A 23,979-nucleotide genomic window follows, 5' to 3' on the forward strand; every position below is an offset into this window, starting at 1 on the left:
TTCCAGGACGCGCCCCGCGCGCTGCCCTCGGAATCGATCCAATGCGCACCCCTCTGACCGCCGGCGTCGTGCTGCTGCTGGCGCTCGCCGGCTGCGACCGCCCTCGGCCGGCCGCCGCGGCGGGCGACGCCGCGGCCGAGGAGGCGCTGCCGGACACGCCGGCCCCGCCGGTGACGGTGCGGGCCTCGTTCCAGTGCCCCAGGCCGGCGATCGAGGGCGAGCCGGCCCTGCCGCTGGACGCGCCGCTGAGCGCGCTGCAGCGCCTGATCTGCGCCCAGCCCGACCTGGCCCTGCTGGACCGGCGCGTGCACGAGGCCTATCTGGCCACCCGCCTGCGCAGCGGCGTGGACCGCGGCAACCTGGCCAAGCGGCAGACGCAGTGGCAGGCCGACCGCGACACCTGCCTGAAGGCGGCCGACCCGAGCGCGTGCGTGGACGAGGCGCTGCGCACGCGGCTGGTCGAACTGGCGCTGCAGGACCCGCAGACCGTGGCCGGCACGCGCGTGGCGTTCGTCTGCGAAGGCACCGGCACGCCGCTGACGGCGGCGTTCTACAGCCGCTTCGACCCGCCTTTCGCCGTGCTGGGCTTCGGCAAGCAGCAGGCGGTGGTGTTCCTGCGACCGACCAACGCCGGCCTAAAGTACGAGCGCAGCGGTGCCAACCTGTTCGTCCACCAGGGCCGGGTCGAGGCCGAGCTGTACGGCCGCACGCTGGACTGCGTGTTGCCGTCTTCGCCGTGGTTGCGGGCGGCCCCGGCGGTGGCTGCGGCGGCTGGGGCTGGGGCCGAGCGAACCGAAGCGGCGCCGGTGGCGGGAGCCGTACGCGCCGAAGCGGCGCCGGTGGCGGGAGCCGTACGCGCCGAAGCGGCGCCTGCGGGCGGAGCAGCTGCCGTCCAGGGGAGGCCCGCGGTCGGAGCAGCCTCCGTCCAGGCGACGCCCGCGCCTGGAGCAGCGCCCATCCCAGCGGCGCCGTTGGCTGGCGCGGCATTGGCCAAAGTGACGCCTGGGGCTGGAACTGAATCGGCCAAGGCCGCGCCTGCGGCTGGGACGGCGTCGGACGAAGCCGCGCCTGTCGTGCCCACCCCGGCCGCTGCGTCCGCCAGGCCCGCCACTCCCGCGAGGCCTCCCGCGCCGGCGCTCACCGCGTCGACTGTCTCTGTGGTGACGCCTGCCGCTGTGGCGGCTCCGGCTTCTGCGGTCGCGACCGTGCAGGGACTGCGCGCGGCACCGCCACAGCTCATAGCGCCGCGCCCGTCGACGCCCGCTTCGACCTCGACTTCGACCTCGACTTCGACGCCCAGACCTGCGGCTACCAAGCTGCCCACCACCGCGATCGCCACCGCTGCGCCATCCAGGCCTGCGCAAGCGGCCGTGCCAGCCGCTGCCGGTGTGGCGAGTGCCGCCGCGCCTGCCCGCGTACTGCCGACAAGACCGATCTCCGGCCAACCCCAGGCGCCGTTGCTCGCACTGGCCTCCAGGCCGGCACCGGCCGCCTCGTTCTCCGCACCCGCGTGGTCGCTACCAGTTTCAGCCACTTCGCCTGTCGCGGGCATGGCGCCGACCGCCATTTCACAAGCCACGCCGCGCCACGCCGCTGCGCAAGCGTCAGTCCCAGCATCGGCACGCCCAACGACACCCGTCCCGAGCGGAGTCCCGACGGCGCTTGCACAACCCCCGGCGGCGCGCACCTCCGCATCACCATCAACAGCGTCACCGTCAGCACCCGCGCCATCCGCAGCGAAGGCGCCGGTGGCCGCAACGCCCGCAGTCAACACCGGTGCATTGCCGAAGCCTGCGCCCCCGCTGCCTGTCGCCGCACCGATTGCCTCGGCCGCCTCGCCGATGGAAGCCCGTGCGAGTGGCGCAACTGCCGCGGCGATGCCAACCACCAAACCGTCCAGGGCGGCCGTTAATGCGGCCGCCGCCGCGGCTACGGCCGCGTTGATCCAGCAGGTGCTGGCCGAAGTGCAGGCCGGCTCGGCCGAATCCGTGCGCGCCAGGTCGGCGCCTGCTGCTGTGCCGAGCGCGGCCGCGGTGTCGTCTGCCGCACCGACGCCGACACCCGTGCAGGCCGAGCCTTGAAGCCGCCGGCTGCGAGTTTGTCTTCGTTCGAAAGCCTCAGAAGCGAAAAGCAAAAGCACCGCTCCCCGGCCCTCCCCTTCGCCTTCGGCGAAAGGGAGGGGGCAAAGCGCCGGCGCCCAGAACAGGACGCAGACTGGGAACGGACAGCTCGCAGCTCAACGCCCCCTCCCTTGCGCGCAGCGCAGATCCAAGTCGCAGCTAGCGACTGAGGAGGAGGGGGCCGGGGCTTTTCCAATATCCGAGGAGCCAGCGGCGCTGCGCCCCCTCCCTTGCGCGCAGCGCAGGGGAGGGCTGGGGAGGGGTTTAGGGGCTTTCCCGATAGACCAGGAGCCAGCTGCGTTTTGCCCCTCCCTTGCGCGTAGCGCGGGGGAGGGGTCCGTGCTTTCCCGTCAAGCGTCAGCAGCAATCGCGCTTCGTCGTTACCGTCAAAGCGCGAGCCCGGTGGCTATCGCATTGGGACGTTGAAGACACTGAGTTGCCGTCTTCTCAGAAGCGGAACGGCTCGTGACGTCAGCGCCACGTCTTAGCCTTCCTCGACGTCGCGGCGTCTCAGCATCACGCCACTCCCAACCCCAACCCACTAATCATCAAACAACGCCTGGATCGCAGCCAGCCCCGCCTTGGCGCGCTCCTGCTTGTGCGCCGCGTCGGCCACGGGATCGGCACCGTCTCGCTGCAGTTCGGCCGCGGGCAATTCGTCGAGGAAGCGGCTGGGCTGCAGGCGCATCAGTTCGCGGAACTTGCGCGTGGTGCGGCTGTGGCTCAGGTACAGGCCTTCCTTGGCGCGGGTGATGCCCACGTACATCAGCCGGCGCTCCTCCTCCAGCGAGCCTTCCTCCAGCGCGGTCTCGTGCGGCAGCACGCCGTCCTCGCAGCCGACGATGAACACATAGCGGAACTCCAGCCCCTTGGCCGCGTGCAGGGTCATCATCCGCACCTGGTTGCCGCCGTCGTCCTTGTCGTTGCGCGACAGCAGCGCCAGCTGCGCGGCCAGGTCGCCCGCGCTGGCGCCGCGCGGGCCGCCGCCGAACCAGTCCGCCAGCTCGTCCAGGTTGGCCTTGCGCCGCTGGAACGAGGCCTCGTCCTTGGACTGCACGCGCAGGTCGGCCAGCAGGCCCGAGCGCTCGGCCAGCAGCCGCACCAGATCGGCCGCCGAGGTGCGCGGGGCCTGCTCGCGCAGGCTGCGCAGCGCGTCGTTGAAGCTGGCCAGACCGTTGGCCGCGCGCGGCGGCAGGGCCTGCAGCGCGCCGGTGATCTCGGCCACGCGCGCCATCGGCAGGTGGCGCTGCTGGGCCATCTCGGCCAGGCGCGCCAGCGAGGTTGCGCCGACCTCGCGCTTGGGGTTCTGCACCGCGCGCAGGAAGGCCGCATCGTCGTCGGGATTGGCCACCAGCCGCAGCCAGCTCAGCGCGTCCTTGACCTCCTGCCGGTCCAGGAACGCGGTGCCGCCGGTGAGGTGGTAGGGGATGCGCAGCAGCTGCAGCGCCTTCTCGATCACCCGCGACTGGAAGTTGCCGCGGAACAGGATGCAGAACTCGTTCCACGGCACCTGCTTGGCCGCCTGCAGGAAGGCGATCTCCGCGGCGACCTTCTCCGCCTCGTGGTCGTTGTCGCGGCATTCCCACACGCGGATGCGCTCGCCATCGGCCTGGTCGGACCACAGCTGCTTGAGGTGCTCGTGCGGGTTGTGCGCGATCAGCGCATTGGCCGCGCGCAGCACGCGGTTGGAGCAGCGGTAGTTCTGCTCCAGCTTGATGATCTCCAGCTGCGGATAGTCGCGGCCCATCTGCAGCAGGTTTTGCGGGTTGGCGCCGCGCCAGGCGTAGATGCTCTGGTCGTCGTCGCCCACGCAGGTGAAGTCGCCGCGCGGCCCGGCGATGGCCTTGAGCAGGCGGTACTGCGCGTCGTTGGTGTCCTGGCACTCGTCCACCAGCAGGTAGCCGATGCGCTCGCGCCAGCCGGCGGTGATCTCGGCATTGCCCTCCAGGATCTGCACCGGCAGCCGGATCAGATCGTCGAAATCCACCGCGTTGAAGCTCGCCAGCCGCGCCTGGTAGCGCGCGTACAGCGCGGCGGCCTCGACCTCGCGCGGGCTCTTGGCCAGCTCGGCGGCGGCCTCGGGCGAGAGGCCCATGTTCTTGGCGCGCGAGACCAGCGACTTCATCAGCTCGATCGCGTCCGGCTTGGCGCCCGGCATCAGGTCCTTGATCTGCGCGGCCGAATCGTCGGCGTCGAAGATGGAGAAGTTGCGCTTCAGCCCGGCCGCGGCGTGCTCGATCTGCAGGAACTTCAGCCCCAGCGCGTGGAAGGTGCAGATGGTCAGGCCTTCGGCGGCATCGCCCTTGACCCGCTTGGCCAGGCGCTCGCGCATTTCCTTGGCCGACTTGTTGGTGAAGGTGATCGCCGCGATGCGCTTGGCCGGCATGCGCTTTGATGCGATCAGGTGCGCGATCTTCTCGATGATCACGCGCGTCTTGCCGCTGCCCGCGCCGGCCAGCACCAGCAGCGGGCCATGGACGTGCAGCACCGCGGCGCGCTGCGGGGGGTTGAGGAAATCCATGGGTCCAAAGAGCTACGAGAAACGAGGAAGGGCAGGAGCGTTCCCGCTGCGGGTATTCTCTCATCCCTTGAGGCGCGACCGCTGTCGCGCGTTTCTCGGCCCTTCCTCCTCGTTCCTCGCCTCATGGCCAAGCTCTATTTCTATTACTCGGCAATGAACGCCGGCAAGACCACCACGCTGCTGCAGTCGGCGCACAACTACCGCGAGCGCGGGATGCGGGTGCTGATCCTGACGCCGCGGCTGGACGATCGCGCCGGCACGGGCGTGGTGGCCTCGCGCATCGGCCTGCGCGCGGAGGGCAGGGCGTTCACGGCCGAGGACGACCTGCTGGCCGTGGTCGATGCCGACATCGCCGCGCACGGCGCGCTGCACTGCGTGCTGGTGGACGAGGCGCAGTTCCTCAGCCGCGCGCAGGTGTGGCAGCTGAGCGAGGTGGTCGACCAGCGCCGCATCCCGGTGCTGTGCTACGGCCTGCGCACGGATTTCCGCGGCGAGCTGTTCGAAGGCAGCCAGGCGCTGCTGGCCTGGGCCGACGAGCTCAGCGAGATCAAGACCATCTGCCACACCGGCGCCAAGGCCACCATGACCGTGCGCGTGGACGATCAGGGGCGCGTGGTCCAGGACGGGCCGCAGGTGGAGATCGGCGGCAACGAGTCCTACGTCTCGGTCAGCCGCGCCGAATACAAGCGGATCACCCGCGGCGAGTCGTCCATGCAGCCGCTGCAGGCGCCGCTGCCGCTGCCCAAGTAGGGCGCCGGGACGGGCCCTAGCGGTTGCCTGCCAGCAGGCGCGCGTTGCAGGCCCGGGCGATGTCGTCGATCTCGCGGACCAGCGTGCCGCCTTCGGGCTGGGCGTCGTGCAGTTCGTCCTGCAGGGCCTTCAGGTCAGGGGCCGAGGACGGCGCGGCGTCTGCGCAGCGCGACTCGGCCAGGTAGGCGCGGGCGCGCCAGACCAGGCGCTGGGTCTCGCTGGTGTCGATGGTCAGCTGGGTCATGGCCGCCAGCGCCGCCTGCGCCGGCGCGGTCTGGCCCAGCCGCGCCCGGTTGCGGGCCTGGGCCAGCACGGCGCTGCGCTGGCGCAGCGGCATCGCGGTCTTGGCCGCGGTCAGCCGCACGGCGCTGTCGAACCACGGCGCGGCCTGGTCCGGCGCGCCGGCGTCGGCCAGCGCCTGGCCGATCATGCGGTCGGCCTCGCCGACGATCTCGGACTGCGCGCCATAGCGCTCGACGCGCAGCTGGCGGCAGGCCTGGAACGCGCCCAGCGCCTGCTCGGGGTGGCCGGCGGCCAGCTGCGCCAGGCCGATGTTGAACAACCCGCCGTGCAGCAGCCCCTCGTTGCCCGGCGCGCGCCAGATGGCCACCGCCTGTTCGATATTGGTCAGCGCCTGGGCGCTGTCGCCGCGCTCCATGGCGATGATGCCCAGGCTGTTCCAGGCCAGGCCGGTGTTGCGATGCTGCGGGCCCAGCCGCCGCTGCACGTTGGCCAGCAGGGTGCGCGCCTGGCGCTCGGCCTGGGCGTAGCGTCCGCGGTCCACGTCCAGCGCCATCAGATAGGCGCGCAGGTTGCCCACGGTCGGGTGCTGCGGGCTGTAGAAGGCCTCGGCCAGGGTCAGCGCGCGGTTGAAGCTGGCCTGCGCCGCGTCGGTCTCGCCGCGCAGGCGCTGGGCCGCGCCGAAGCCGCGCAGCACGTCGATCTCCAGCGCCGTGTCGTTCTGGCCGTGCAGCTGCGCCAGCGCCTGGCGGTACAGCTCGAAGGCCGCCGGCTCGTCGCCGCGGTCGGTCGCCGTCTGCGCCAGGTCGAGCAGGCTCTGGGCCTGGTTGGTCGGCAGCCCGGCCAACTGCTGGCGTGCCAGCACCTGCTCGAACAGCGCCCGGGCCTCATCGCGTCTGCCGATCTGGCGCAGGCAACGCGCGTACTGAGACAGGAACTCGTTGGCGACGCCCTGTTCGGCGCCCCGGCGCGACTGGGCCAGCGGTTCCAGCGGGCCCAGCACGGCCACGCACTCGGCGCCGCGGTCCAACTGGGCCAGGGCGCGGCCGCGCTGGGTGGCCAGCTGCAGGCGCAGCTGCGCGGGCGGGTCGGGCGTGGCATCCAGCAGCGCCTGGCCGCGCCTGAGCAGGGCCAGGGCCTGTTCGTAGTCGCCCAGGCCCAGGCGCAGGCGGCCGACCACGGCCAGCAGCTCGGCATGCGCCAGCGGCTGGCCCGCCAGCTCGCGCTCGCCGCGCGCCACGCCGTCCTCCAGCAGCTTGCGCGTGTCCAGCGCATCGCCGCGCGGGGCCGCGCCGGTGTTGTCGAACAGGCCGATCACGAAGTTCTGCATCGCCTGCGCGCGCTGCGCCTCGCGCATGGCCTCGCGCGCCTGGCGCAGGCTGACCGCCGCCGCGCCGACCAGCACGAAGATCGTCAGCGAGGCGGCCAGCAGCCACCAGCGCTGGCGGGTGGCGTACTTGCCCAGGCGGTAGGCCAGGCTCTGCCGCTGCGCCTGCACCGGCAGGCCTTCCATGTGCCGGCCCAGGTCGGCCGACAGGGCCTCGACCGAGGGGTAGCGGTCCTCCGGTCGCTTGGCCAGCGCCTTGAGCACGATGCGGTCCAGGTCGCCGCGCAGGCGCCGCGCCTGGCGGTGCGCGTCCAGGCCCACCTCGCCGGTCTCGCTGGCGCTCAGCACCATCTGCGAGGGGCGCTGCGGGTCCACCGCGATGATGGCCTGCTCCCACTGCAGCGGGTTCTCGCCGCGCAGCCGATAGGGCTTGTGGCCGGTCAGCATCTCGTACAGCACCACGCCCAGCGCGTAGACGTCGGTGCGGGTGGTGACCGGTTCGCCGCGGACCTGTTCGGGCGCGGCGTAGTGCAGGGTGAAGGCGCGCAGCTCGGTCCTGGCCACCGCGCCATCGGGCGTGTCGAGCAGCTTGGCGATGCCGAAGTCCAGCAGCCGGGTCTGGCCGTGGACGGTGACCATGATGTTGGAGGGCTTCAGGTCGCGGTGCACGATCAGGTTGGCGTGCGCATGGCTCACCGCCTGGCAGACCTGGCGGAAGAGCGCCAGCCGCGCCTCCAGCGCCAGCCCGTGCTGGCGGCAGTAGTCGGTGATGGGCAGGCCTTCGACGTATTCCAGCGCCAGGTAGGGCTGGCCCTGGTCGCCGACGCCGGCGTCCAGCAGGCGGCCGATGTGCGGATGCTCCAGCCGCGCCAGGATGTCGCGTTCGCGCGAGAAGCGCAGGCGCAGGCGGTGGTCGGCGAAGCCCGGGCGCAGCAGCTTCAGCGCCACCCGCCGCTGGTAGCCGCCCTCGGCGCGCTTGGCGCGCCAGACCATGCCCATGCCGCCCTCGCCCAGCACGTGCTCGAGTACGTAGGGGCCGATGCGCGTGCCGGGGCGCAGGGTGGGCTGCGGCTCGTGCAGCGGCGGCGGGAAGTTGTCGTCGGCGTCCTCTTCCAGCGCCAGCAGCGCGGCCAGCTCGTCGGCCAGCGCCGGGTCCTGCTGCCGGTGACGGGACAGCTCCTGCTCGCGCTGGGCCGGACTCATGTCCAGCAGCAGGTCCAGCAGGGGCGACAGGCGCTGCCAGCGCGCGGGATCCATGGGTCTTGGGCTCGCGCGCTACTCGTCCTGCATCGCCGCCAGCAGGAACAGCCGCGCCTTCTGCCAGTCGCGGCGCACGCTGCGCTCCGAGCGCTGCATCAGCTCGGCGATCTCCAGCTCGGACAGGCCGCCGAAGTAGCGCATCTCCACCACCTTGGCCAGGCGCGGGTCGGCATCGGCCAGCCGGTCCAGCGCGGTGTTGAGCGCCAGGGTGGTCTCGTCCAGGCGCAGCAGGTTGCTCTCCACGTCCTCCGGGATCTCGGCCACGCGCTTGAGGTCGCCGCCGCGCTTGCGCGCCAGCCGGCTACGGGCGTAGTCCACCACCACCGAGCGCATCGCCGAAGCGGCGTAGGCGAAGAAGTGCGCGCGGTCGTCGAAATGCGCCGCGCCCTGGGCGCCGAGCAGCTTCAGATAGGACTCGTGCACCAGCGCGGTCGCGTCCAGGGTGTGGCCCTGCTGGCCGGCCAGCTGGCGCCGCGCCATGCCGTGCAGCTCCTGGTAGAGCGTGGCCAGCACGCGGTCCAGCGCGGCGCGGTCGCCGCCGCGCGCCGAGTCCAGCAGCAAGGTGATATCGGTACCGACTTCCATGCGTCGACATCCTAAGTCGATCCCCACAAGGTCCGACTATAGCCGGTGGAACCGGAATCACCAGCACAGAATTTTCGTTACTTTTCCGCTACCGCTGGCAGCGCGGGCACCACACCGTGGTGCGCTGGCCGATCTGTTCGACCTTCAGCGCGGTGCCGCAGCGCTTGCAGGGCTGGCCCTGGCGCCCGTAGACCCATAGCTCCTGCTCGAAGTAGCCCGGCGCGCCGTCGGGGCTGATGAAGTCGCGCAGCGTGGTGCCGCCGCGGGTAATGGCATAGGCCAGGATGGCCTTGATCGCCGCGGCCAGGGCCTCGTAGCGTTCGCGCGAGACCTTGCCGGCCGCGCGCAGCGGGTGGACGCCGGCGCTGAACAGGCTCTCGGCCGCGTAGATGTTGCCCACCCCGACCACGATGCGCTGGTCCATCAGGAAGGTCTTCACCGAGGCGCTGCGGCCGCGGCTGCGCGCGAACAGGTAGGCGCCGTCGAAGTCCTCCGACAGCGGCTCGGGCCCCAGCCCCTGCAGCAGCGGATGCACGCTGCCCGGTTCCTGCCACAGCAGGCTGCCGAAGCGGCGCGGGTCGTTGAAGCGCAGCACCCGGCCCCCGTCCAGGGCCAGGTCGACATGGTCGTGCGCCTTCACCGGCGTGGCCGCCGGCAGCACGCGCAGGCTGCCGCTCATGCCTAAGTGCAGCAGCGCGCTGCCGGCCTGGGTGTCCAGCAGCAGGTACTTGGCGCGGCGGCGCACGGCGTCGATGCGCGCGCCCGGCAGGTGGGCGCGGACCTGTGGCGGGATCGGCCAGCGCAGGTCGTCGCGCCGCTGCAGCACCGCGCGCACCACCGCGCCCTCCAGGTGCGGGGCCAGGCCGCGGCGCGTGGTTTCGACTTCGGGCAGTTCGGGCATGGCGGGGCGCGCGAGGGGCGGGGCGGACTAGGCAAGATGGGTCTGCAACCCGCCCGCGGCAAGCCTGCCGCTCAGCCGGCGATGGCCCGGTACACGGCGCCGTCGCGCTGCACGCGCACCGGCGCGCCGTAGGCCTGCGACAGCCGCTCCGCGGTCAGCACCTCGGCGCGCGGGCCGTCGGCCAGGATCCGGCCCTCGCGCATCAGCACGACACGGTCGATCTCCGGCACGATCTCCTCCAGGTGGTGGGTCACCAGCACCAGGGTCACGCCCTGGCGGGCCAGCTCGCCCATCAGCGCGCAGAACTGCTGCTGGGCCACCACGTCCAGGCCGGCGGTGGGCTCGTCCAGCAGCAGCGCCTGCGGCCGATGGACCAGCGCCCGGGCGATCAGCACCCGGCGCATCTGGCCGGTGGACAGCTCGGCCACCGGCCGGCCGGACAGCGCCTGGGCGCCGACCCGTTCCAGCGCCTCGGCCGCCCGGGCGCGCATCTGCGCGGTGACGTCCTGGTCGATCGGCAGCACGAAGCTTGAGAAGAACCCGGTCACCACCGCATCGTCCACGCCCAGCTGCGGCATCTCCTGCAGCAGCGCGGTGGCATCGGAGGTGACCACGCCCAGGCGCGTGCGCAGCTGGGCCACGTTCCAGCGGCTCTGTCCGAAGACGCGCACCGGCGCCTCGCCCTCGCGCGCCAGCGGATACAGCTCGCGGTTGATCAGCTTGATGAAGGTCGACTTGCCGCAGCCGTTGGGGCCCAGCAGCGCGACGTGCTGGCCGAGCTGGATGCGCAGGTCCAGCGCCTCCAGCACGGGCGTGCCGCCGCGCACCACGGTGGCGCGGTCCAGTTCGATCAAGGGCTCGGAAAAGGGCGTTGAATCTGACGATGCTGACATAAGGCGGGCGATGCGCCGGCGGGGCTGAACGCCATACGCGGGCGACGGGTGAAGTTTGCGGGGGCAGCCTGCATTATGGACGCCAGCGGTGGGCGTGTTGCCTGCGCTTTGGACTCCCTGGAGGGGGAACCCATGCATCCGTCCCTGATCGACTTCCTGACCGGCGGCCTGACCCAGTTCACCTGGTGGGAGCTGGCCCTGGTGCTGCTGGTGTGCACCCAGCTGACCATCTTCTCGGTCACCCTGTACCTGCACCGCAGCCAGGCCCACCGCGGCGTGGATTTCCATCCCGTGCTGAACCATTTCTTCCGGTTCTGGACGTGGCTGACCACCTCGATGATCACCAAGGAGTGGGTGGCGATCCATCGCAAGCACCACGCCAAGGTCGAGACCGAGGAAGACCCGCACAGCCCGCAGACGCGCGGCATCGGCAAGGTGTTCTGGGAAGGCGTGGAGCTGTACCGCGAGGCCCGCTGGAACCGTGGCGACATCGAGCAGTATGGCCGCGGCGCGCCGGAGGACTGGCTCGAGCGCCACCTCTACACCCCGCGCGCCAACTGGGGCCCGATCGTGCTGGGCGTGGCCTACGTGGTGCTGTTCGGCCTGCCGGGCGTGGCGATGTGGGCGATCCAGATGGCGTGGATCCCGTTCTGGGCCGCCGGCGTGGTCAACGGCCTGGGCCACTGGTGGGGCTATCGCAATTTCGAATCGGCCGACACCTCGACCAACCTGACGCCGTGGGCGTTCTGGATCGGCGGTGAGGAGCTGCACAACAACCATCACGCCTTCCCCAGCTCGGCGCGCTTCGCCATGCGCCGCTTCGAGTTCGACATCGGCTGGGCCGCGATCAAGGGCCTGGAGGCGCTGCGCCTGGCCAAGGTGCTGCGCGTGGCGCCGCGCCTGGACATCCGCCCCAACATCGCCGTGCCCGACGCCGACACGCTCAGGGCGCTGCTCTCGCACCGCTTCCAGGCCATGACCGACTACCAGCGCAACGTGTTCCGCCCGGTGCTGGCCGAGGAGGCCTCCATCGCCGGACAGAAGCTGCGCCAGCTGCTGCCGCGCCGCCTGCGCCGCGGCCTGGTCGACGACGGGCGCTGGCTCAAGCCCGAGGCGCGCGACGCGCTGCAGCACTGGATCGCCCAGCGTCCGCGCATGGCCGCCCTGGTCGAGCACCGCAAGCGTCTGGCCACCCTGCTGGAGGCCCGCTCGCACGACGCGGCCGAACGCCTGCGCCAGCTGCAGGCCTGGTGCAAGGAGGCCGAGGAAAGCGGCATCGCTTCGCTGCAGGCCTATTCGCAACGGCTGAAGGGTTACGCGCTGGCGCATCATTGATCGGGAGCAGGGGCCAGGGGGGCACGGCGCCGCTTCTGCTCGTCATCCCCGCGAAGGCGGGGATCCAGCGGCTTCTCCGGCCCTGCTACCTCGCACACGCGCACGGCGTCCGAATCGCGCCATAGCTGCGACACTGCCGCCATGACCCGACGCCGCGTGATGCACGCCCCCCTGGCCGCCACGCTGGCGCTGGCCCTCGTCTCCGGCGCGTCCGCGCAGCAGCCGGCCGGCACGGCCGACTACTTGGCGCGCATGGACAGCGACCACGACGGCCGGGTCAGCGTCGAGGAGTACGTGTCCTGGATGACCTATGCCTTCGACGAACGCGACGCCAACCACGACGGCGTGCTCGAAGGCGCCGAACTGCCCGGCAGCCGCGGCAAGCCGGTCACGCGCGCGGCGCTGGTGCAGCAGCTGCGCGCGCGCTTCGCCCGGCAGGACCGCAATCACGATGGTTTTCTCGACGCGCGGGAGCTGGCTGCGCCGCCGCAGTAGGAACCTGGAAGCGCGCGACGCGCAGCGCGTGACGAAGCGCGAGGCGCGTGGAGGTGAGGCGCTGCGCCTTGCGCGGGCTTCCGACCGCTTTCTTTTCGTCGCACACAATCCCGCCGCCCGAGCCAGCGCGCGCTGCGATAATGCGCGGCCCTGAACGCGCGCGCACGGCGGTGATCGATGTGGTGGCTTGCCCTGGCGGTGCTGTGCAGCGTGGCGGTGTCGGTCCTGTTCCGCCTGGCGCCGCGCTGGCGGCTGGATGTGCCGCAGGCGGTGACCTGGAACTACCTGGCCGGCGTGCTGCTGGCGCTGGGCCTGCTGCACCCGCCGCTGCAGGCGCTGGCCGGCGAACACGCGCCATGGCGCTGGTGGCTGCCGCTGGGCCTGCTGCTGCCCGGGCTGTTCCTGGTGCTGGCCGCCTCGGTGCGTCGCGCCGGCGTGGTGCGCACCGACATCGCCCAGCGCCTGTCGCTGCTGCTGTCGCTGATCGCCGCCTTCACCCTGTTCGGCCAGCGCGCCGGTACGGCGCAGCTGCTCGGCCTGGCGCTGGGGCTGGTGGCCATCCCCTGCCTGCTGGCGCGCCCGCGCGGCGGGCCGACGCCGCAGTCCACCGAGTGGCGCCTGCCGCTGGCGGTGCTGGTGGGCTGGGCGACCACCGATGTGCTGTTCAAGCGCATCGCCGCCGATGGCGCACCGCTGTCGGCCTCGCTGCTGGCGACCTTCGCCGTGGCCTTCGTGCCGATGCTGGGCTGGCAGCTGTGGCGGCATGCGCGCGGCGTGCGGCTGCAGTGGCGCAGCTTCGTCGGCGGGCTGGCGCTGGGCGCGCTCAACTTCGCCAACATCGGCTTCTACCTGGCCGCGCACCGCGCCCTGCCGCAGGCGCCGGCCACGGTGTTCGCGGCGATGAACATCGGCGTGGTGCTGCTCGGCACGGCGGTGGGCGTGGGCGTGTTCGGTGAACGCCTGGGCCGGCTGAACCTGCTCGCCATCCCGCTGGCGCTGGCCTCCATCGTGCTGATCAGTCGCGGCATGGGTTGATCGTCGCGGCGCTGGCGGCGCCTCTTCGACGATCGTCCTCCCCCGAAAGAGGGAAGAGCCACCACACCGATCGCGGGTAGACGCCCCTGCAGCGGCGTTCGAGGATGCGTGACGCAGCGTCACCGTCCAGCTTTGGCATCGGTTGACGATTGCGTCCGTTCCGCACCGCGTTGAGTCCACTTCGCGTCGCGGCTGGTGCGCCGATGTCTCTCTCGCTGGAGCACGCCCATGAAGCCTCGCCTACCGCTGCTGGCCGTCGCCCTGATCGCCTTGACCGCATCGTGGATGCCGCCAGCGCGAGCCGGCGCGCCTGCGGCCGACGCCTCCTATGCCGTCGGCCCGCAGTACGACTCCACCCACGTCTATGTGCAGGCGGAGGACTTCGACCGCTTCGTGCGCAGCTTCGTGGCGACCTTCGGCGGGACGGTCGGCAAGCAGGCCGTCGTCCAGGTCACGCCGACGCCGAGCCAGACGCTCTCGCAGCTGGTGCGCTCGCCCGTCGGCACGCTCTCGGTGTTCGGCTTCAAGACACCGATCCCTTATCCCTTCGGCGTCGAACGCACCGGCTACCTGGTCACCGACATCGACGCGGCCACCGCCGCCGCCGTCTCGCTCGGCGCCACGCGCCTGGTGGAGACCTTCCCCGATCCGATCGGGCGCGACGTGGTGGTGCAATGGGCCGGCGGGGTCAACATGCAGTTCTACTGGCACACCGCGCCACCGTCCTATGCCGCGCTGACCAGCGTGCCGGAGAACCGCATCTACCTCACCGCCGATGCGGCCGATGCGTTCATCAGGCAATGGCTTGCGTTCTCGCACGGGCGGGTCGTGTCGGATGAGGCCGCGGCCAGCGGGACGGAGATCGGCCGTCCCGACGCCACCGTGCGCCGCGTGCTGCTGCAGTCCGGGTACGGCAAGGTGCTGCTGCTGGTCTCCGATGGCCATCTGCCGTGGCCCTATGGCCGGGAGCTGACCGGCTACGAGGTGCAGGATCTGGCCGCCACCCTGGGCCGGGCCCGCGAAGCCGGCGCCGAGGTGCTGGTGGGGCCTTATGCGGTCGGCGGCAGGCGCGCGGCGATGCTGCGTTTCCCCGGAGGCTATATCGCGGAAGTCCACCAGCCCGGCACCACGCCCTGACGACCAGCGCTTTGCAGCGGGGCGGATGAGCCGAGGCAGCTGGCGACCGGGGACGGCCAGTCCGGGGACAGGCCAACGGCGTCGCCCGCCTTGGTCCCGGTCGCCCGCCGCCCGTGTTGACATCAGGGCTTGACACCTCCTGTATTGTTACTAAGTAACAAATGGAGAAGTCGCCATGAAACTGTCCTCAACCCAGGCCGCCGATGCCTCGGCCATCGGCCTGTCGATGCTGTGCCTGGCCCACTGCCTGCTGCTGCCCGTGCTGGCGGCGCTGCTGCCGGTGTTCGGCGCCTGGGCGCACGCCGAATGGGTCCACATCGTGTTCGTCGCCATCGCCGCGCCGCTGGCCGGCTTCGCGCTGTGGCGCGCGCACCGGGCCCGGCCGCTGCCCTGGCCGCTGGTCACGCTGGCCGCGCTGGGCCTGATCGGGCTGCTCGCCGGCGCGGTCGGCTGGCCCTCGCACGAGGTCGAGACGCCCGTGACCGTGGCCGGCAGCCTGCTGCTGGCCAGCGCCCACGTCTGGAACTGGCGCCGCCGTCCGCATGCGCCGCCGTGCGAGGCCTGCCACTGAGCCTGCGCGGCCCCGTCGGCCGCGCGCTCATCCGCTAGAGATCGAACCCCAGCAGCATCGGGTCATGGTCCGAGCTGCGCCACGGGCCCGGCGTGGCGTCGCGCGCGTCGCCGCGCGGCTCGGGCTCGTCGGCGTTGACGTGCCATTCGGCCGCGCCGCGCAGCAGCGGCGCCAGCGCCGGCGAGAGCAGGGCGTGGTCCAGCCGCCCGCGCTGGCCGTCGTAGACATAGCTGTAGGGCGCCGCCACGTGGGCCGCGGCGAAGGCGTCGGCCCAGCCGGCCTGGCGCAGCGTGCGCAGCGGCTGTTCCTGCGCATAGGCATTGAGATCGCCCACGATCAACGCGCGGGTCGCGCCGGTGCCGGTAGGGTCCGACTTGAGCCAGGCGTCCACGCGCCTGGCCGACTCGGTGCGCGTCGCATTCCAGCAGCCGGCGCCGTCGTGCGCATCGGCGTCGGCGCCGCTGGCCTCATTGCAGCCCTTGGACTTGAAGTGGTTGGCCGCGACCACGAACAGATCGCCGTCGCCGCGGCGGAAGGCCTGCGCCAGCGGCACGCGGCTGTGCTCGACGAACGGGCCGCCTTCCAGGGTGACCGGCTTGCCCACCGGCGTGACCCGCGAGGCGCGGTAGATCAGCCCGACCCGGATCGGGTTGTCGCCCGGGCCGCTGCCGGCATCGATGTAGCGCCAGTCGCTGCCGCCGGCGTTGAGCGCCTCGACGAACTGCGCCAGCGAGGACTGCGGCCCGTAGCCGTCGTTCTCCAGCTCCATCAGCGCGGCGATGTCGGCGCGCAGCGGCGTCAGCGTGGCCACCAGCCTGGCGACCTGGGCGCGGTATTCGGCCTCGGTTTTGGCGCCTCGCTTGGTCGGGAAGCCGCCGCCCGCACCGTCGCCGTTGAACAGGTTCTCCAGGTTGAACACCGCGATCCTGACACTGCCCGGCACGTCCGGCGCCGCCGGGCGCGCGGCCGCCTGCGCCTGCAGCGGCGTCAGCGCCTGCAGGCGCCAGGCGCCGTGGCGGAAGTCGACCACCCCGCTCGCGCCGGTCGCGGTCGAGCCGCTGCGCACCGCGCCACCGGGCAGGTAGGGCAGGGCCGCCGGATCGCGGGCATCGCTGCCATCGTCCAGCAGCAGGCGGCGATGCGCGTTGTCCGCCGCGAGTGCGGCGTAGCCGGGCGTGCCCGGCACCTCGCGTTCGGACGGCGTCCACAGCGGCCCGCCGAAGCTGGCGATGGTCTGGCCGAAGCGGGTGTCGGTACCGTTCAAGGTCAGCGGCGCGTCGATGCGCACCCGCATGCCTTCCAGCGCGGCCCAGTCGGCGGGCGGGGCGGTCAGCACAACCGGCGCGGGCGTGGCGATCGCCGCGCCGAGGGCCTTGGCGTCGGCGAGCTGCAGCGTGGTCAGGGTGTGCGGGCCATCGCCGGTCTCGGCCACGGTGCCGGTGAGCTGCCAGCGCTGACCGGTGTGGATGTCCGGCAGCGTCGCGCCCGTGCCAGCCACGACCCACAGCGCATCGGAGGTCGCCGCATCGCCGTCGCCGGCGTCCTGCACGAAGAAGCCCTGCAGCCCTGCACGCAGGTCCGCGGTCACCGTGCCGGTGACCGTCACGGTCTGGCCCACCAGCGCACTGCGCGCCTGGCTGCCCTGGACCTGACCGATCGGCAGCGGCGTCTCTTTCGCGTAGGCCGGCAAGGTGCAGCACAGCGCCAAGGCGGAGGACAGCAGCAGCGGACGGATCGAAGGCATGCGGGATTTTCCGTAAGACGCGAACGAAGAAGGCGGTGAACGCAAAAACGCCGCCCGAAGGCGGCGTTCTCGGCCAGGCATTGTGCCTGCGCGCTTACTTCGATTGTTCGAGCATCCAGTCCACGGTGGCGTGGATCTGCGCCTCGCTCAGCCCCGGGTTGCCGCCCTTGGGCGGCATCACCCCGCCGTCCGGGCCGGTGAAGCCCTCGATGGCGTGCTTGTAGAGCGTCTCCTTGCCCTTGGCCAGGCGCGCGCCGAAGCCGGCGGCGTTGAGCATCGGCGCATTGCCGATGCCGGCGGTATGGCAGGCGGTGCACAGCTGGTCGAAGATGGTCTTGCCGTCCAGCGTGCCGCCGTAGGCGCCCTGCGCGGCGGCGGCGGCTTCGGCGGCCGCCTTGGCCGCGGCCTGGGCCGCCGCACCGGTGGCGCCGGCATAGACCGCGCCGACCGGCGCGATGCGCGCCTGGGTCTGCTTGGCCGCCACCGGCGAGACTTCGGCCGGAATGACCTTGGACAGGAAGAACGCGCCGACGATCAGGCCGACGGTGACCACCGCCAGGATGCCGATCACCATCGAAAAGCGCTTGAGGAACTCCAGGTCGTGATTGCGCACAGTCCACCTTTGGCAGCGCCGTTGCCGGCGTGGCTGAAAACACTCGTCGGTTGTTGCGAATGTTCCGGACGTGGGGGTGACCGGGATGCCGCACCGGCGAGCCGGGCGGCGGGGGGATTATAAGCAGGCCCGTCGGGTGGGAGCGAGGAGTGCGTGGCAAGGCGAGGATCGAGCAAAGCCCGATCCCGCTTTCGCTCACGCCTCACTCCTCTCCACTCACTCCTGGCTTCAAGGACACCAGTACGTCTGCACCGGCGTGCTGGCGGCACGCAGCATCGCCGCGATCGGCGGCGGGTTCTGCGCGGCCAACGCTTCCTGCAGGGTGCGCGCCTTCTGCTCGCCCTCGATGTGCAGGTACAGGTGCCGGGCGGCGGCCAGCACCGGCAGGGTCAGGGTGATGCGCGCCTCGCCGGCGGCGGTGGCGTGCATGGGCAGCACGCGCGCGCTGCCGGCCGGGTCCAGCGCCTGGGCCAGGTAATCGCCGCCGGGGAAGAACGAGGCGGTATGCCCATCGGTGCCCATGCCCAGCACGGCCACGTCCAGCGGCAGGGTCTGGGCCAGTTCGGCCTCCAGCTCGGGCAGGGCGGCCTCGGGGCCGTCGTCGTAGCTGCGGTACAGCGGCACGAAGCGCGCCACCGCCGCCGCGCCGTACATCAGGTGCTGGCGCACCAGCGCGGCGTTGGAACGCGCGTTGGACTCGTCCACCCAGCGCTCGTCGACCAGGGTGATGGTGACCTGCTTCCACGGCAGCGGCTGCTCGGCCAGCGCCTGGAAGAAGCGCACCGGCGTGGTGCCGCCGGACAGGGCCACGGTGGCCCGGCCGCGCTCGGCCAGGGCCGCGCGCAGGTCGTCGGCCACCTGCGCGGCCAGCGCCTGCGCCAGCGCATCGTGGTCGGGCCAGGCGTGGACCTGGGTCAGGGTCTGGTCGATCTGCAGGCTCACGTGCCGGCGTCCTCATGCCAGGTGCGGCCGTCGCGCTCGATCAGCGCCACGGCGGCGTTAGGGCCCCACGAGCCGGCGGTGTAGGACTTGGGCGCCTCGGGCAGCTGCTCCCAGGCGTCCAGGATCGGGTCGATCCAGGCCCAGGCCGCCTCGACCTCGTCGCGACGCATGAACAGCGACTGGTTGCCGCGCACCACGTCCATCAGCAGGCGCTCGTAGGCCTCCGGCTGATGCACGCCGAAGGCCTCGGCAAAGCTCATGTCCAGCGGCACGTATTTCATGCGCAGCCCGCCCGGGCCCGGGTCCTTGATCATCAGCCACAGCTTGACGCCTTCGTCCGGCTGCAAGCGCAGCACCAGCCGGTTGGGCTGGGCGGGGCCGACGCTGGCGTCGAAGATCGAGTGCGGCACCGGGCGGAAGGCCACCACGATCTCCGACACGCGCTCGGGCAGACGCTTGCCGGTGCGCAGGTAGAACGGCACCCCGGCCCAGCGCCAGTTGGACACCTCGGCCTTGATCGCCACGAAGGTCTCGGTGCGCGAGTCGTTGCGGCCCAGCTCGTCCAGGTAGCCCGGCACGGCCGCACCGCCCGAGGCGCCGGCGCGGTACTGGCCGCGCACGGTGACGTGGCTGACCTCGGCGGCGGTGATCGGCTTGAGCGAGCGCAGCACCTTGAGCTTCTCATCGCGTAGCGCATTGGCCTGCAGCGTGGCCGGCGGCTCCATGGCCACCATGCACAGCAGCTGCAGCAGATGGTTCTGGACCATGTCGCGCAGCGCGCCGGAGGTGTCGTAGTAGCCGGCGCGCTTCTCCAGACCGACGGTCTCGGCCACGGTGATCTGCACGTGGTCGATGCGGTTGGCGTTCCACAGCGGCTCGAACAGGATGTTGGCGAAGCGCAGCGCCAGCAGGTTCTGCACCGTCTCCTTGCCCAGGTAATGGTCGATGCGGAAGATCTGGTGCTCGGAGAACACCGCGCCGACCGCGTCGTTGATCGCCGCGGCGCTGGCCGAATCCTTGCCGATCGGCTTCTCCAGCACCACGCGCGCATTGCCGTCGTTGAGGCCGGCATCGCGCAGGCGCGTGCACAGGTCCACGAACAGGCTCGGGCTGGTGGACAGGTAGAACACGCGGATGCGCTCGGCCCCGGTCTGCTTGAGCAGCTCGGCGAACTCGTCCCAGCCCTCGTCCTTGGTCGCATCCAGCGGGCGGTAGTCCAGCAGCTGCAGGAAGGCCGGGATGCGAGCGCGCAGCAGCGGATCGTCGCTGGCGACCTTCTCCAGCGCCTCGCCCACGCGGGTGCGGTAGTCGGCGCCGGTCTGCGGATCGCGCGCCACGCCGATGATGCGGCTGTCTTGCGGGATCTGGCCGTCGGCATAGCGGCGCAGCAGGCCGGGCAGCAGCTTGCGCAGGGCCAGGTCACCGGTGCCGCCGAAGATCACCAGGTCGAAGCTGTCCACGGGTACGGTCTTGGCGCTCACGGTGAAGCCTTGTCAGGATGCGGGGAGATCGGCACAGACGATACCACCGCCCTACCACGCGGCCCAGCCCCGCATATGAACGGGCCCGTGAGCGCCGCGTGATTGCACTCTTGGTATCCCATTGGTATTTTCGCGGCATGCTGTCCGCCATCGCCACCGAATACGCCCGCCTGCAGCAGGCCGAGACCAGCCGCACCCTGGCCTATCTGCGCCTGCGCCGCGCCCTGCAGCACCTGATCGACACCGGCGTGCTCGGCCCGGGCCACGGCCTGCCCAGCGAGCGCGACCTGGCCACTGGTCTGCAGCTCTCGCGCGTGACGGTGCGCAAGGCGCTGTCCGGGCTGATCGACCAAGGCCTGCTGAGCCAGCGTCAGGGCGCGGGCACCTTCGTGTCCGAGCGGATCGTGCGCAGCTTCTCGCGCCTGACCAGCTTCACCGACGACCTGCGCGAGCGCGGGCTGGACCCGCAGGTGACCTTCCTTGAGCGCGGCATCGGCGGGGTCACCCCGGAGGAAGCGATGGCGCTGAACCTCTCGCCCGGCAGCGGCGTGGTGCGCCTGTACCGCCTGCGCCACGTCGACGGCGCGCCGATCGCGGCCGAGCGCACCCTGGTGCCGCACAGCCTGCTGCCCGACCCCGAGCGCATCGGCGCCTCGCTCTACGAGGCGCTGGACGCCTACGGCCATCGCCCCCGGCGCGCGCTGCAGCGCCTGCGCGCAGTGGCGCTGGAGCGCGAGGCCGCCACCTTGCTGCAGCTGGAGCCCGGCGCGCCGGGCCTGCTGGTCGAGCGCCGCGCCTTCCTCGCCGACGGGCGCGTGGTCGAGTTCACCCGCTCGTTCTATCGCGGCGACGCCTACGACTTCGTGGCCGAACTGCAGAGCGACTGAGCGGCGCGTTCAGCCCTGCGTGCCGGCACCGACCGGTAGCGGGCTGCGCTGGCCGGTGGACAGCAGCCGCTGCGCGTCCACGCCGACCGCATCGAAGATCGCGTCGATCCGCTCGATCGCATAGCGCGCCTGGGCCGCATCGTCCACGTGCGCCAGGATCGCCGAGGCCTCGGCCGCGCAGGCGTCGAAGAAGGCCTGGTCCAGGGGCGGCGCGCCGTCGGCCACCTTGTCGTGCAGGGCATGCAGTTGCTGGTCGAGTTGGTCCTGGCGCATCTGGGGCCTCCGGTGCGGGTGCGGCTTGAGCGAACACAGTGCCGCCTTTCGCGCAGTCGTGCGCACCCGGCGAGGCGTTTCTGGAACCCGTCTCACGTCGCGCCGCCGTTTGCCGCCACGTCCAGGTCGCGATGGGCATCAGCCCCGTCGCGATTGTCATATCGGCGCCCACGCGGCTTCGCACAGGATTTACGTGCCGCGGTAATACTCGGCGCCAGGGGATCGCGCATCTGCGCAGGCAACAGCAGGCCAGGCAGATCGTCCTCGCGTCACCGCACGGGTTCGTCGTCCAGTTCGCGCACCACCCACGGCTACACGCAGCATCCCATCGGGCCCTTGGCGGCCACCACCTGCAACACGCAGTCCCGCGCTTCACCGCCTGCGCCGCAGGCGCCTTCGCACCGGGCCGCTTCGTGTGGCCTGGTGCCTTCGTTCCTCCCACCCCCGAGGGAAGACCATGGTCGCCATCATCGAATCCCGTCCCCCGCCGGCCAACGCGATCACGCTGCCGCGTCCGTACGCGCCGGCGGTCACGCCGCTGTTCACCGATCCGCGCCGCGCCGCGCATGAACGCGCCAGCGTGGACTGCATGGGCCGCCGCCTGGCGCGGCTGCTCGGGCGCGAGTTCCGCGCCCAGGCGCTGCCGGGCTTGCCCGGCTACTTCATCCCCATGGAAACGCTGACCCGCGAGGAAGCGGCGATGCGCGGCATCGGCTGCGCCGCGCATCTGTTCGGCGGCGTGGTGCCGCAGGCCTTCGTGGCCAGCAAGCTGGTCACCCATGGCCTGATCGATGGCTGTACGCGCGCGCCGGAGGGCTGGGCGCATGCGCTCGGCGACGCGCTGGGCGAGGCCGTGCTGCCGGGCTACTCGGTGTTCACCGACGCCGACCTGCGCAGCGCCGTCGCCCGCCTGCTGGAACAGGGCCGCGTGCGCTGCAAGCTCGCCCACGCGCGCGGCGGCAACGGCCAGCGCGTGGTCGATTCGCTGAGCGCGCTGGAGGCCTGGCGCGCCACGCTGGACGCCGATGAGATCGAAGCCGGCGTGGTGGTCGAGCTGAACCTCGAAGAGGCCGTCACCTTCAGCGTCGGCTGCGTGGAGGTGGGCGGCCAGTCCATCGCCTACTTCGGCACCCAGCACACCGTGCGCACGCCGCGCGGCGATGAGGTCTACGGCGGTTCGCGGCTGCGCGTGGCCCGCGGCGGCCTGGACCAGCTGCAGCACGTGCCGCTGCCGGCGCAGGCGCACGAAGCGATCGCCAAGGTGCAGCACTACGAGGCGCAGATCAGCGCGGCCTATCCGGGCTTCTACGCCTCGCGTCGCAACTACGACCTGGTGCATGGGTGCGATGCGCAGGGCCACGCGCGCTGCGGCGTGCTCGAGCAGTCCTGGCGCTTCGGCGGAGCCAGCCCGGCCGAGATCCTCGCCCTGGAAGCGCTGGCCGCGCAGCCGCAGATCGCCTGGCTCGATGCGCTCACTCACGAGAGCTGGAGCGATGAGCCGGTGCCCGACGACGCGGTGGTGTACTTCGACGGGCAGGTGGGTTCACTCGGGAGACTGCTGAAATACGCTAGGGTCGCAGTCGATGGATGTCACCCTTGAGCACATCGCGTTCGAAGTAGAAGACGCCGCGCTGTCCGGCACGCTGCTGGCGCCGGCGCGCGCGTTGCCCGGCGTGCTGTTCGTCCACGGCTGGGGCGGCAGCCAGGATCACGACCTGGCCCGCGCGCGCGAGGCCGCCGGCCTGGGCGTGGTCTGCCTGACCTTCGACTTGCGCGGCCACGAAGGCGATGCGCAGATGCTGGAGCGGGTCACGCGCCAGCAGAACCTGGACGACCTGCTGGCCGCCTACGACTGGTTCGTGCAGCAGCCCAATGTCGATGGCAACGCGATCACCGTGGTGGGCATCAGCTATGGCGCCTACCTGGCCGCGATCCTGTCCTCGCTGCGGCCGGTGCGCTGGCTCGCCCTGCGCACTCCGGCGTTGTACAAGGACGAGGGCTGGGAGCTGCCCAAGCGCCAGCTGCACCAGGACCCGGACCTGATCCCGTTCCGTCATCGCCAGGTGGCGTGGAAGGACAACCGCGCGCTGCGCGCCTGCGCCGAGTTCCGCGGCGATGCGCTGATCGTGGAGGCCGAGCTGGACCAGATCATCCCGCACCAGGTGATCGAGAACTACATGGCCGCCTTCACCCGCGCCCGCTCGCGCACCTCGCGGGTGATCGCCGGCGCCGACCATGCCTTCTCCGAAAAGCCGGCCCAGCGCACCTACACCACGGTGCTGGTGAAGTGGCTGACCGAGATGGTGGTCGGCGCCCGCGAGCAGGCCGCCCGCGAGAAGATCGACGAGCGCAAGCGGGTGCGGGATGGGAAGGCCCCGTCCGCCTCGGCGCACGCGGTGGCCAAGGCCGACGCTTCGACGAAGTAGGGCGCGGATGCTGTACGCGCCGGGGCTTGCGGCGCGGATTGCCGGACGCGTGCGGCGCCTAAATCAACATGCAGGCGCCAGGTAGCGACGCAACAGCGTCATCGCCTCCTCCAATGCCTGCGCCTGCGTATCCTGGCCGAGCTGCCGATAGGTGGCCGCGGCGTCGCGACGGGCGTGGATTTCATCTTCGATCAGACGGCGCAGCGCAGCATCGTCCAGCGACCGGCGTGGAACTTCCACCGACGAATCGCCGAAGGCATGGACCACGTAGGTCGCGTGGCGATCGCCCACCGCCACCGCCTGGGCGTTATCGATCGCGGCGATCAGTTGACGCAGGAGCGCGACCTCGGCGGCGTTGCGGCTCCGCATCGCCACGGTCAGGTCGGCCTTGAGGCGCGCCACGAAGCGCTGGGCAGCATCGGCGGTCATCGCCGCATGACGGC

21 protein-coding genes are annotated in these 23,979 nt (G+C 71.7%); 10 read left to right on the forward strand and 11 right to left on the reverse strand.

What is annotated here, in order from left to right; all coding sequences use genetic code 11:
* Window positions 1-41 precede the first annotated feature (41 nt).
* The gene (locus tag MWN52_RS01790; protein ID WP_286576306.1) at window positions 42-2,081 is read left to right on the forward strand and encodes a lysozyme inhibitor LprI family protein; all 2,040 of its coding nucleotides are present in this window, start codon (window positions 42-44) and stop codon (window positions 2,079-2,081) included.
* Between the two features lie 580 nt (window positions 2,082-2,661).
* Here MWN52_RS01790 and MWN52_RS01795 read toward each other — a convergent pair.
* Window positions 2,662-4,641, reverse strand: a complete 1,980-nt coding sequence (locus MWN52_RS01795; protein ID WP_286576308.1) for a UvrD-helicase domain-containing protein — start codon at window positions 4,639-4,641, stop codon at window positions 2,662-2,664.
* A 123-nt stretch (window positions 4,642-4,764) separates the two neighbouring features.
* On the opposite strand from MWN52_RS01795, the gene MWN52_RS01800 reads away from it, so the two are divergent.
* Window positions 4,765-5,391: a thymidine kinase gene (locus tag MWN52_RS01800; protein ID WP_286576310.1), complete on the forward strand. Its 627-nt coding sequence runs from the start codon at window positions 4,765-4,767 to the stop codon at window positions 5,389-5,391.
* Between the two features lie 16 nt (window positions 5,392-5,407).
* On the opposite strand, the gene MWN52_RS01805 is transcribed toward MWN52_RS01800, so the two are convergent.
* From MWN52_RS01805 to MWN52_RS01820, 4 genes are all read right to left on the reverse strand, one after another.
* Window positions 5,408-8,215 carry a serine/threonine-protein kinase gene (locus MWN52_RS01805; RefSeq protein WP_286576311.1) on the reverse strand — a complete coding sequence of 936 codons (2,808 nt, stop codon included), beginning with the start codon at window positions 8,213-8,215 and terminating at the stop codon, window positions 5,408-5,410.
* Between the two features lie 18 nt (window positions 8,216-8,233).
* Entirely contained in the window at window positions 8,234-8,803 is a 570-nt protein-coding gene (locus tag MWN52_RS01810; protein ID WP_130514894.1) for an ECF-type sigma factor, read from the reverse strand.
* 88 nt (window positions 8,804-8,891) lie between these two features.
* Entirely contained in the window at window positions 8,892-9,704 is an 813-nt protein-coding gene (gene mutM, locus MWN52_RS01815) for a bifunctional DNA-formamidopyrimidine glycosylase/DNA-(apurinic or apyrimidinic site) lyase (protein WP_130523885.1), read from the reverse strand.
* A 71-nt stretch (window positions 9,705-9,775) separates the two neighbouring features.
* The gene (locus MWN52_RS01820; protein ID WP_286576314.1) at window positions 9,776-10,597 is read right to left on the reverse strand and encodes an ABC transporter ATP-binding protein; all 822 of its coding nucleotides are present in this window, start codon (window positions 10,595-10,597) and stop codon (window positions 9,776-9,778) included.
* Window positions 10,598-10,729: 132 nt separating this feature from the next.
* On the opposite strand from MWN52_RS01820, the gene MWN52_RS01825 reads away from it, so the two are divergent.
* From MWN52_RS01825 to MWN52_RS01845, 5 genes are all read left to right on the forward strand, one after another.
* Window positions 10,730-11,932 carry a DesA family fatty acid desaturase gene (locus MWN52_RS01825; protein WP_286576316.1) on the forward strand — a complete coding sequence of 401 codons (1,203 nt, stop codon included), beginning with the start codon at window positions 10,730-10,732 and terminating at the stop codon, window positions 11,930-11,932.
* A gap of 141 nt (window positions 11,933-12,073) precedes the next feature.
* Window positions 12,074-12,427, forward strand: coding sequence for an EF-hand domain-containing protein (locus MWN52_RS01830; RefSeq protein ID WP_286576317.1), 354 nt, complete (start codon window positions 12,074-12,076; stop codon window positions 12,425-12,427).
* Window positions 12,428-12,604: 177 nt separating this feature from the next.
* A complete protein-coding gene (locus tag MWN52_RS01835) occupies window positions 12,605-13,462 on the forward strand; it encodes an EamA family transporter (protein WP_286576318.1) in 858 nt (285 codons plus the stop codon).
* 228 nt (window positions 13,463-13,690) lie between these two features.
* The gene (locus MWN52_RS01840) at window positions 13,691-14,599 is read left to right on the forward strand and encodes a VOC family protein (RefSeq protein WP_286576319.1); all 909 of its coding nucleotides are present in this window, start codon (window positions 13,691-13,693) and stop codon (window positions 14,597-14,599) included.
* Window positions 14,600-14,774: 175 nt separating this feature from the next.
* Window positions 14,775-15,170 (forward strand): MerC domain-containing protein, encoded by a 396-nt coding sequence (locus MWN52_RS01845; RefSeq protein ID WP_130514909.1) that lies wholly within the window; start codon window positions 14,775-14,777, stop codon window positions 15,168-15,170.
* 34 nt (window positions 15,171-15,204) lie between these two features.
* On the opposite strand, the gene MWN52_RS01850 is transcribed toward MWN52_RS01845, so the two are convergent.
* The 4 genes from MWN52_RS01850 to zwf form a co-directional block, all read right to left on the reverse strand.
* Entirely contained in the window at window positions 15,205-16,914 is a 1,710-nt protein-coding gene (locus tag MWN52_RS01850) for an ExeM/NucH family extracellular endonuclease (RefSeq protein ID WP_286576320.1), read from the reverse strand.
* 94 nt (window positions 16,915-17,008) lie between these two features.
* Window positions 17,009-17,527 (reverse strand): c-type cytochrome, encoded by a 519-nt coding sequence (locus tag MWN52_RS01855; protein ID WP_130514913.1) that lies wholly within the window; start codon window positions 17,525-17,527, stop codon window positions 17,009-17,011.
* A 228-nt stretch (window positions 17,528-17,755) separates the two neighbouring features.
* Window positions 17,756-18,469, reverse strand: coding sequence for a 6-phosphogluconolactonase (gene pgl, locus MWN52_RS01860; RefSeq protein WP_286576322.1), 714 nt, complete (start codon window positions 18,467-18,469; stop codon window positions 17,756-17,758).
* A complete protein-coding gene (gene zwf, locus MWN52_RS01865; RefSeq protein ID WP_130534957.1) occupies window positions 18,466-19,950 on the reverse strand; it encodes a glucose-6-phosphate dehydrogenase in 1,485 nt (494 codons plus the stop codon). The genes pgl and zwf overlap by 4 nt, the downstream gene beginning before the upstream one ends.
* Window positions 19,951-20,087: 137 nt before the next feature.
* On the opposite strand from zwf, the gene MWN52_RS01870 reads away from it, so the two are divergent.
* On the forward strand, window positions 20,088-20,837 hold the full coding sequence (locus MWN52_RS01870; RefSeq protein ID WP_130514919.1) for a GntR family transcriptional regulator: 750 nt from the start codon (window positions 20,088-20,090) through the stop codon (window positions 20,835-20,837).
* A gap of 9 nt (window positions 20,838-20,846) precedes the next feature.
* Here MWN52_RS01870 and MWN52_RS01875 read toward each other — a convergent pair whose 3' ends face one another.
* Window positions 20,847-21,110 carry a hypothetical protein gene (locus MWN52_RS01875; RefSeq protein ID WP_130514921.1) on the reverse strand — a complete coding sequence of 88 codons (264 nt, stop codon included), beginning with the start codon at window positions 21,108-21,110 and terminating at the stop codon, window positions 20,847-20,849.
* 457 nt (window positions 21,111-21,567) lie between these two features.
* Between MWN52_RS01875 and MWN52_RS01880 the strand changes: the two genes are divergently transcribed.
* Window positions 21,568-22,710, forward strand: a complete 1,143-nt coding sequence (locus MWN52_RS01880; RefSeq protein ID WP_286576326.1) for a DUF3182 family protein — start codon at window positions 21,568-21,570, stop codon at window positions 22,708-22,710.
* Window positions 22,694-23,536, forward strand: coding sequence for an alpha/beta hydrolase family protein (locus tag MWN52_RS01885; RefSeq protein WP_286576327.1), 843 nt, complete (start codon window positions 22,694-22,696; stop codon window positions 23,534-23,536). Before MWN52_RS01880 ends, MWN52_RS01885 begins: the two co-directional genes overlap by 17 nt.
* A gap of 63 nt (window positions 23,537-23,599) precedes the next feature.
* Here the strand turns inward: MWN52_RS01885 and MWN52_RS01890 are convergent, their stop codons facing one another.
* On the reverse strand, window positions 23,600-23,965 hold the full coding sequence (locus MWN52_RS01890) for a GatB/YqeY domain-containing protein (RefSeq protein WP_286576329.1): 366 nt from the start codon (window positions 23,963-23,965) through the stop codon (window positions 23,600-23,602).
* Window positions 23,966-23,979: the final 14 nt, after the last annotated feature.

This window comes from Pseudoxanthomonas winnipegensis, assembly GCF_030322905.1.
Taxonomy (GTDB): domain Bacteria; phylum Pseudomonadota; class Gammaproteobacteria; order Xanthomonadales; family Xanthomonadaceae; genus Pseudoxanthomonas_A; species Pseudoxanthomonas_A winnipegensis.

Bases quoted from the DNA above. Each gene is read 5' to 3' on its own strand.
- MWN52_RS01790 (WP_286576306.1), top strand. From the start codon at position 42: ATGCGCACCCCTCTGACCGCCGGCGTCGTGCTGCTGCTGGCGCTCGCC.
- MWN52_RS01795 (WP_286576308.1), bottom strand. From the start codon at position 4,641: ATGGATTTCCTCAACCCCCCGCAGCGCGCCGCGGTGCTGCACGTCCAT.
- MWN52_RS01800 (WP_286576310.1), top strand. From the start codon at position 4,765: ATGGCCAAGCTCTATTTCTATTACTCGGCAATGAACGCCGGCAAGACC.
- MWN52_RS01805 (WP_286576311.1), bottom strand. From the start codon at position 8,215: ATGGATCCCGCGCGCTGGCAGCGCCTGTCGCCCCTGCTGGACCTGCTG.
- MWN52_RS01810 (WP_130514894.1), bottom strand. From the start codon at position 8,803: ATGGAAGTCGGTACCGATATCACCTTGCTGCTGGACTCGGCGCGCGGC.
- mutM (WP_130523885.1), bottom strand. From the start codon at position 9,704: ATGCCCGAACTGCCCGAAGTCGAAACCACGCGCCGCGGCCTGGCCCCG.
- MWN52_RS01820 (WP_286576314.1), bottom strand. From the start codon at position 10,597: ATGTCAGCATCGTCAGATTCAACGCCCTTTTCCGAGCCCTTGATCGAA.
- MWN52_RS01825 (WP_286576316.1), top strand. From the start codon at position 10,730: ATGCATCCGTCCCTGATCGACTTCCTGACCGGCGGCCTGACCCAGTTC.
- MWN52_RS01830 (WP_286576317.1), top strand. From the start codon at position 12,074: ATGACCCGACGCCGCGTGATGCACGCCCCCCTGGCCGCCACGCTGGCG.
- MWN52_RS01835 (WP_286576318.1), top strand. From the start codon at position 12,605: ATGTGGTGGCTTGCCCTGGCGGTGCTGTGCAGCGTGGCGGTGTCGGTC.
- MWN52_RS01840 (WP_286576319.1), top strand. From the start codon at position 13,691: ATGAAGCCTCGCCTACCGCTGCTGGCCGTCGCCCTGATCGCCTTGACC.
- MWN52_RS01845 (WP_130514909.1), top strand. From the start codon at position 14,775: ATGAAACTGTCCTCAACCCAGGCCGCCGATGCCTCGGCCATCGGCCTG.
- MWN52_RS01850 (WP_286576320.1), bottom strand. From the start codon at position 16,914: ATGCCTTCGATCCGTCCGCTGCTGCTGTCCTCCGCCTTGGCGCTGTGC.
- MWN52_RS01870 (WP_130514919.1), top strand. From the start codon at position 20,088: ATGCTGTCCGCCATCGCCACCGAATACGCCCGCCTGCAGCAGGCCGAG.
- MWN52_RS01875 (WP_130514921.1), bottom strand. From the start codon at position 21,110: ATGCGCCAGGACCAACTCGACCAGCAACTGCATGCCCTGCACGACAAG.
- MWN52_RS01880 (WP_286576326.1), top strand. From the start codon at position 21,568: ATGGTCGCCATCATCGAATCCCGTCCCCCGCCGGCCAACGCGATCACG.
- MWN52_RS01885 (WP_286576327.1), top strand. From the start codon at position 22,694: ATGGATGTCACCCTTGAGCACATCGCGTTCGAAGTAGAAGACGCCGCG.
- MWN52_RS01890 (WP_286576329.1), bottom strand. From the start codon at position 23,965: ATGACCGCCGATGCTGCCCAGCGCTTCGTGGCGCGCCTCAAGGCCGAC.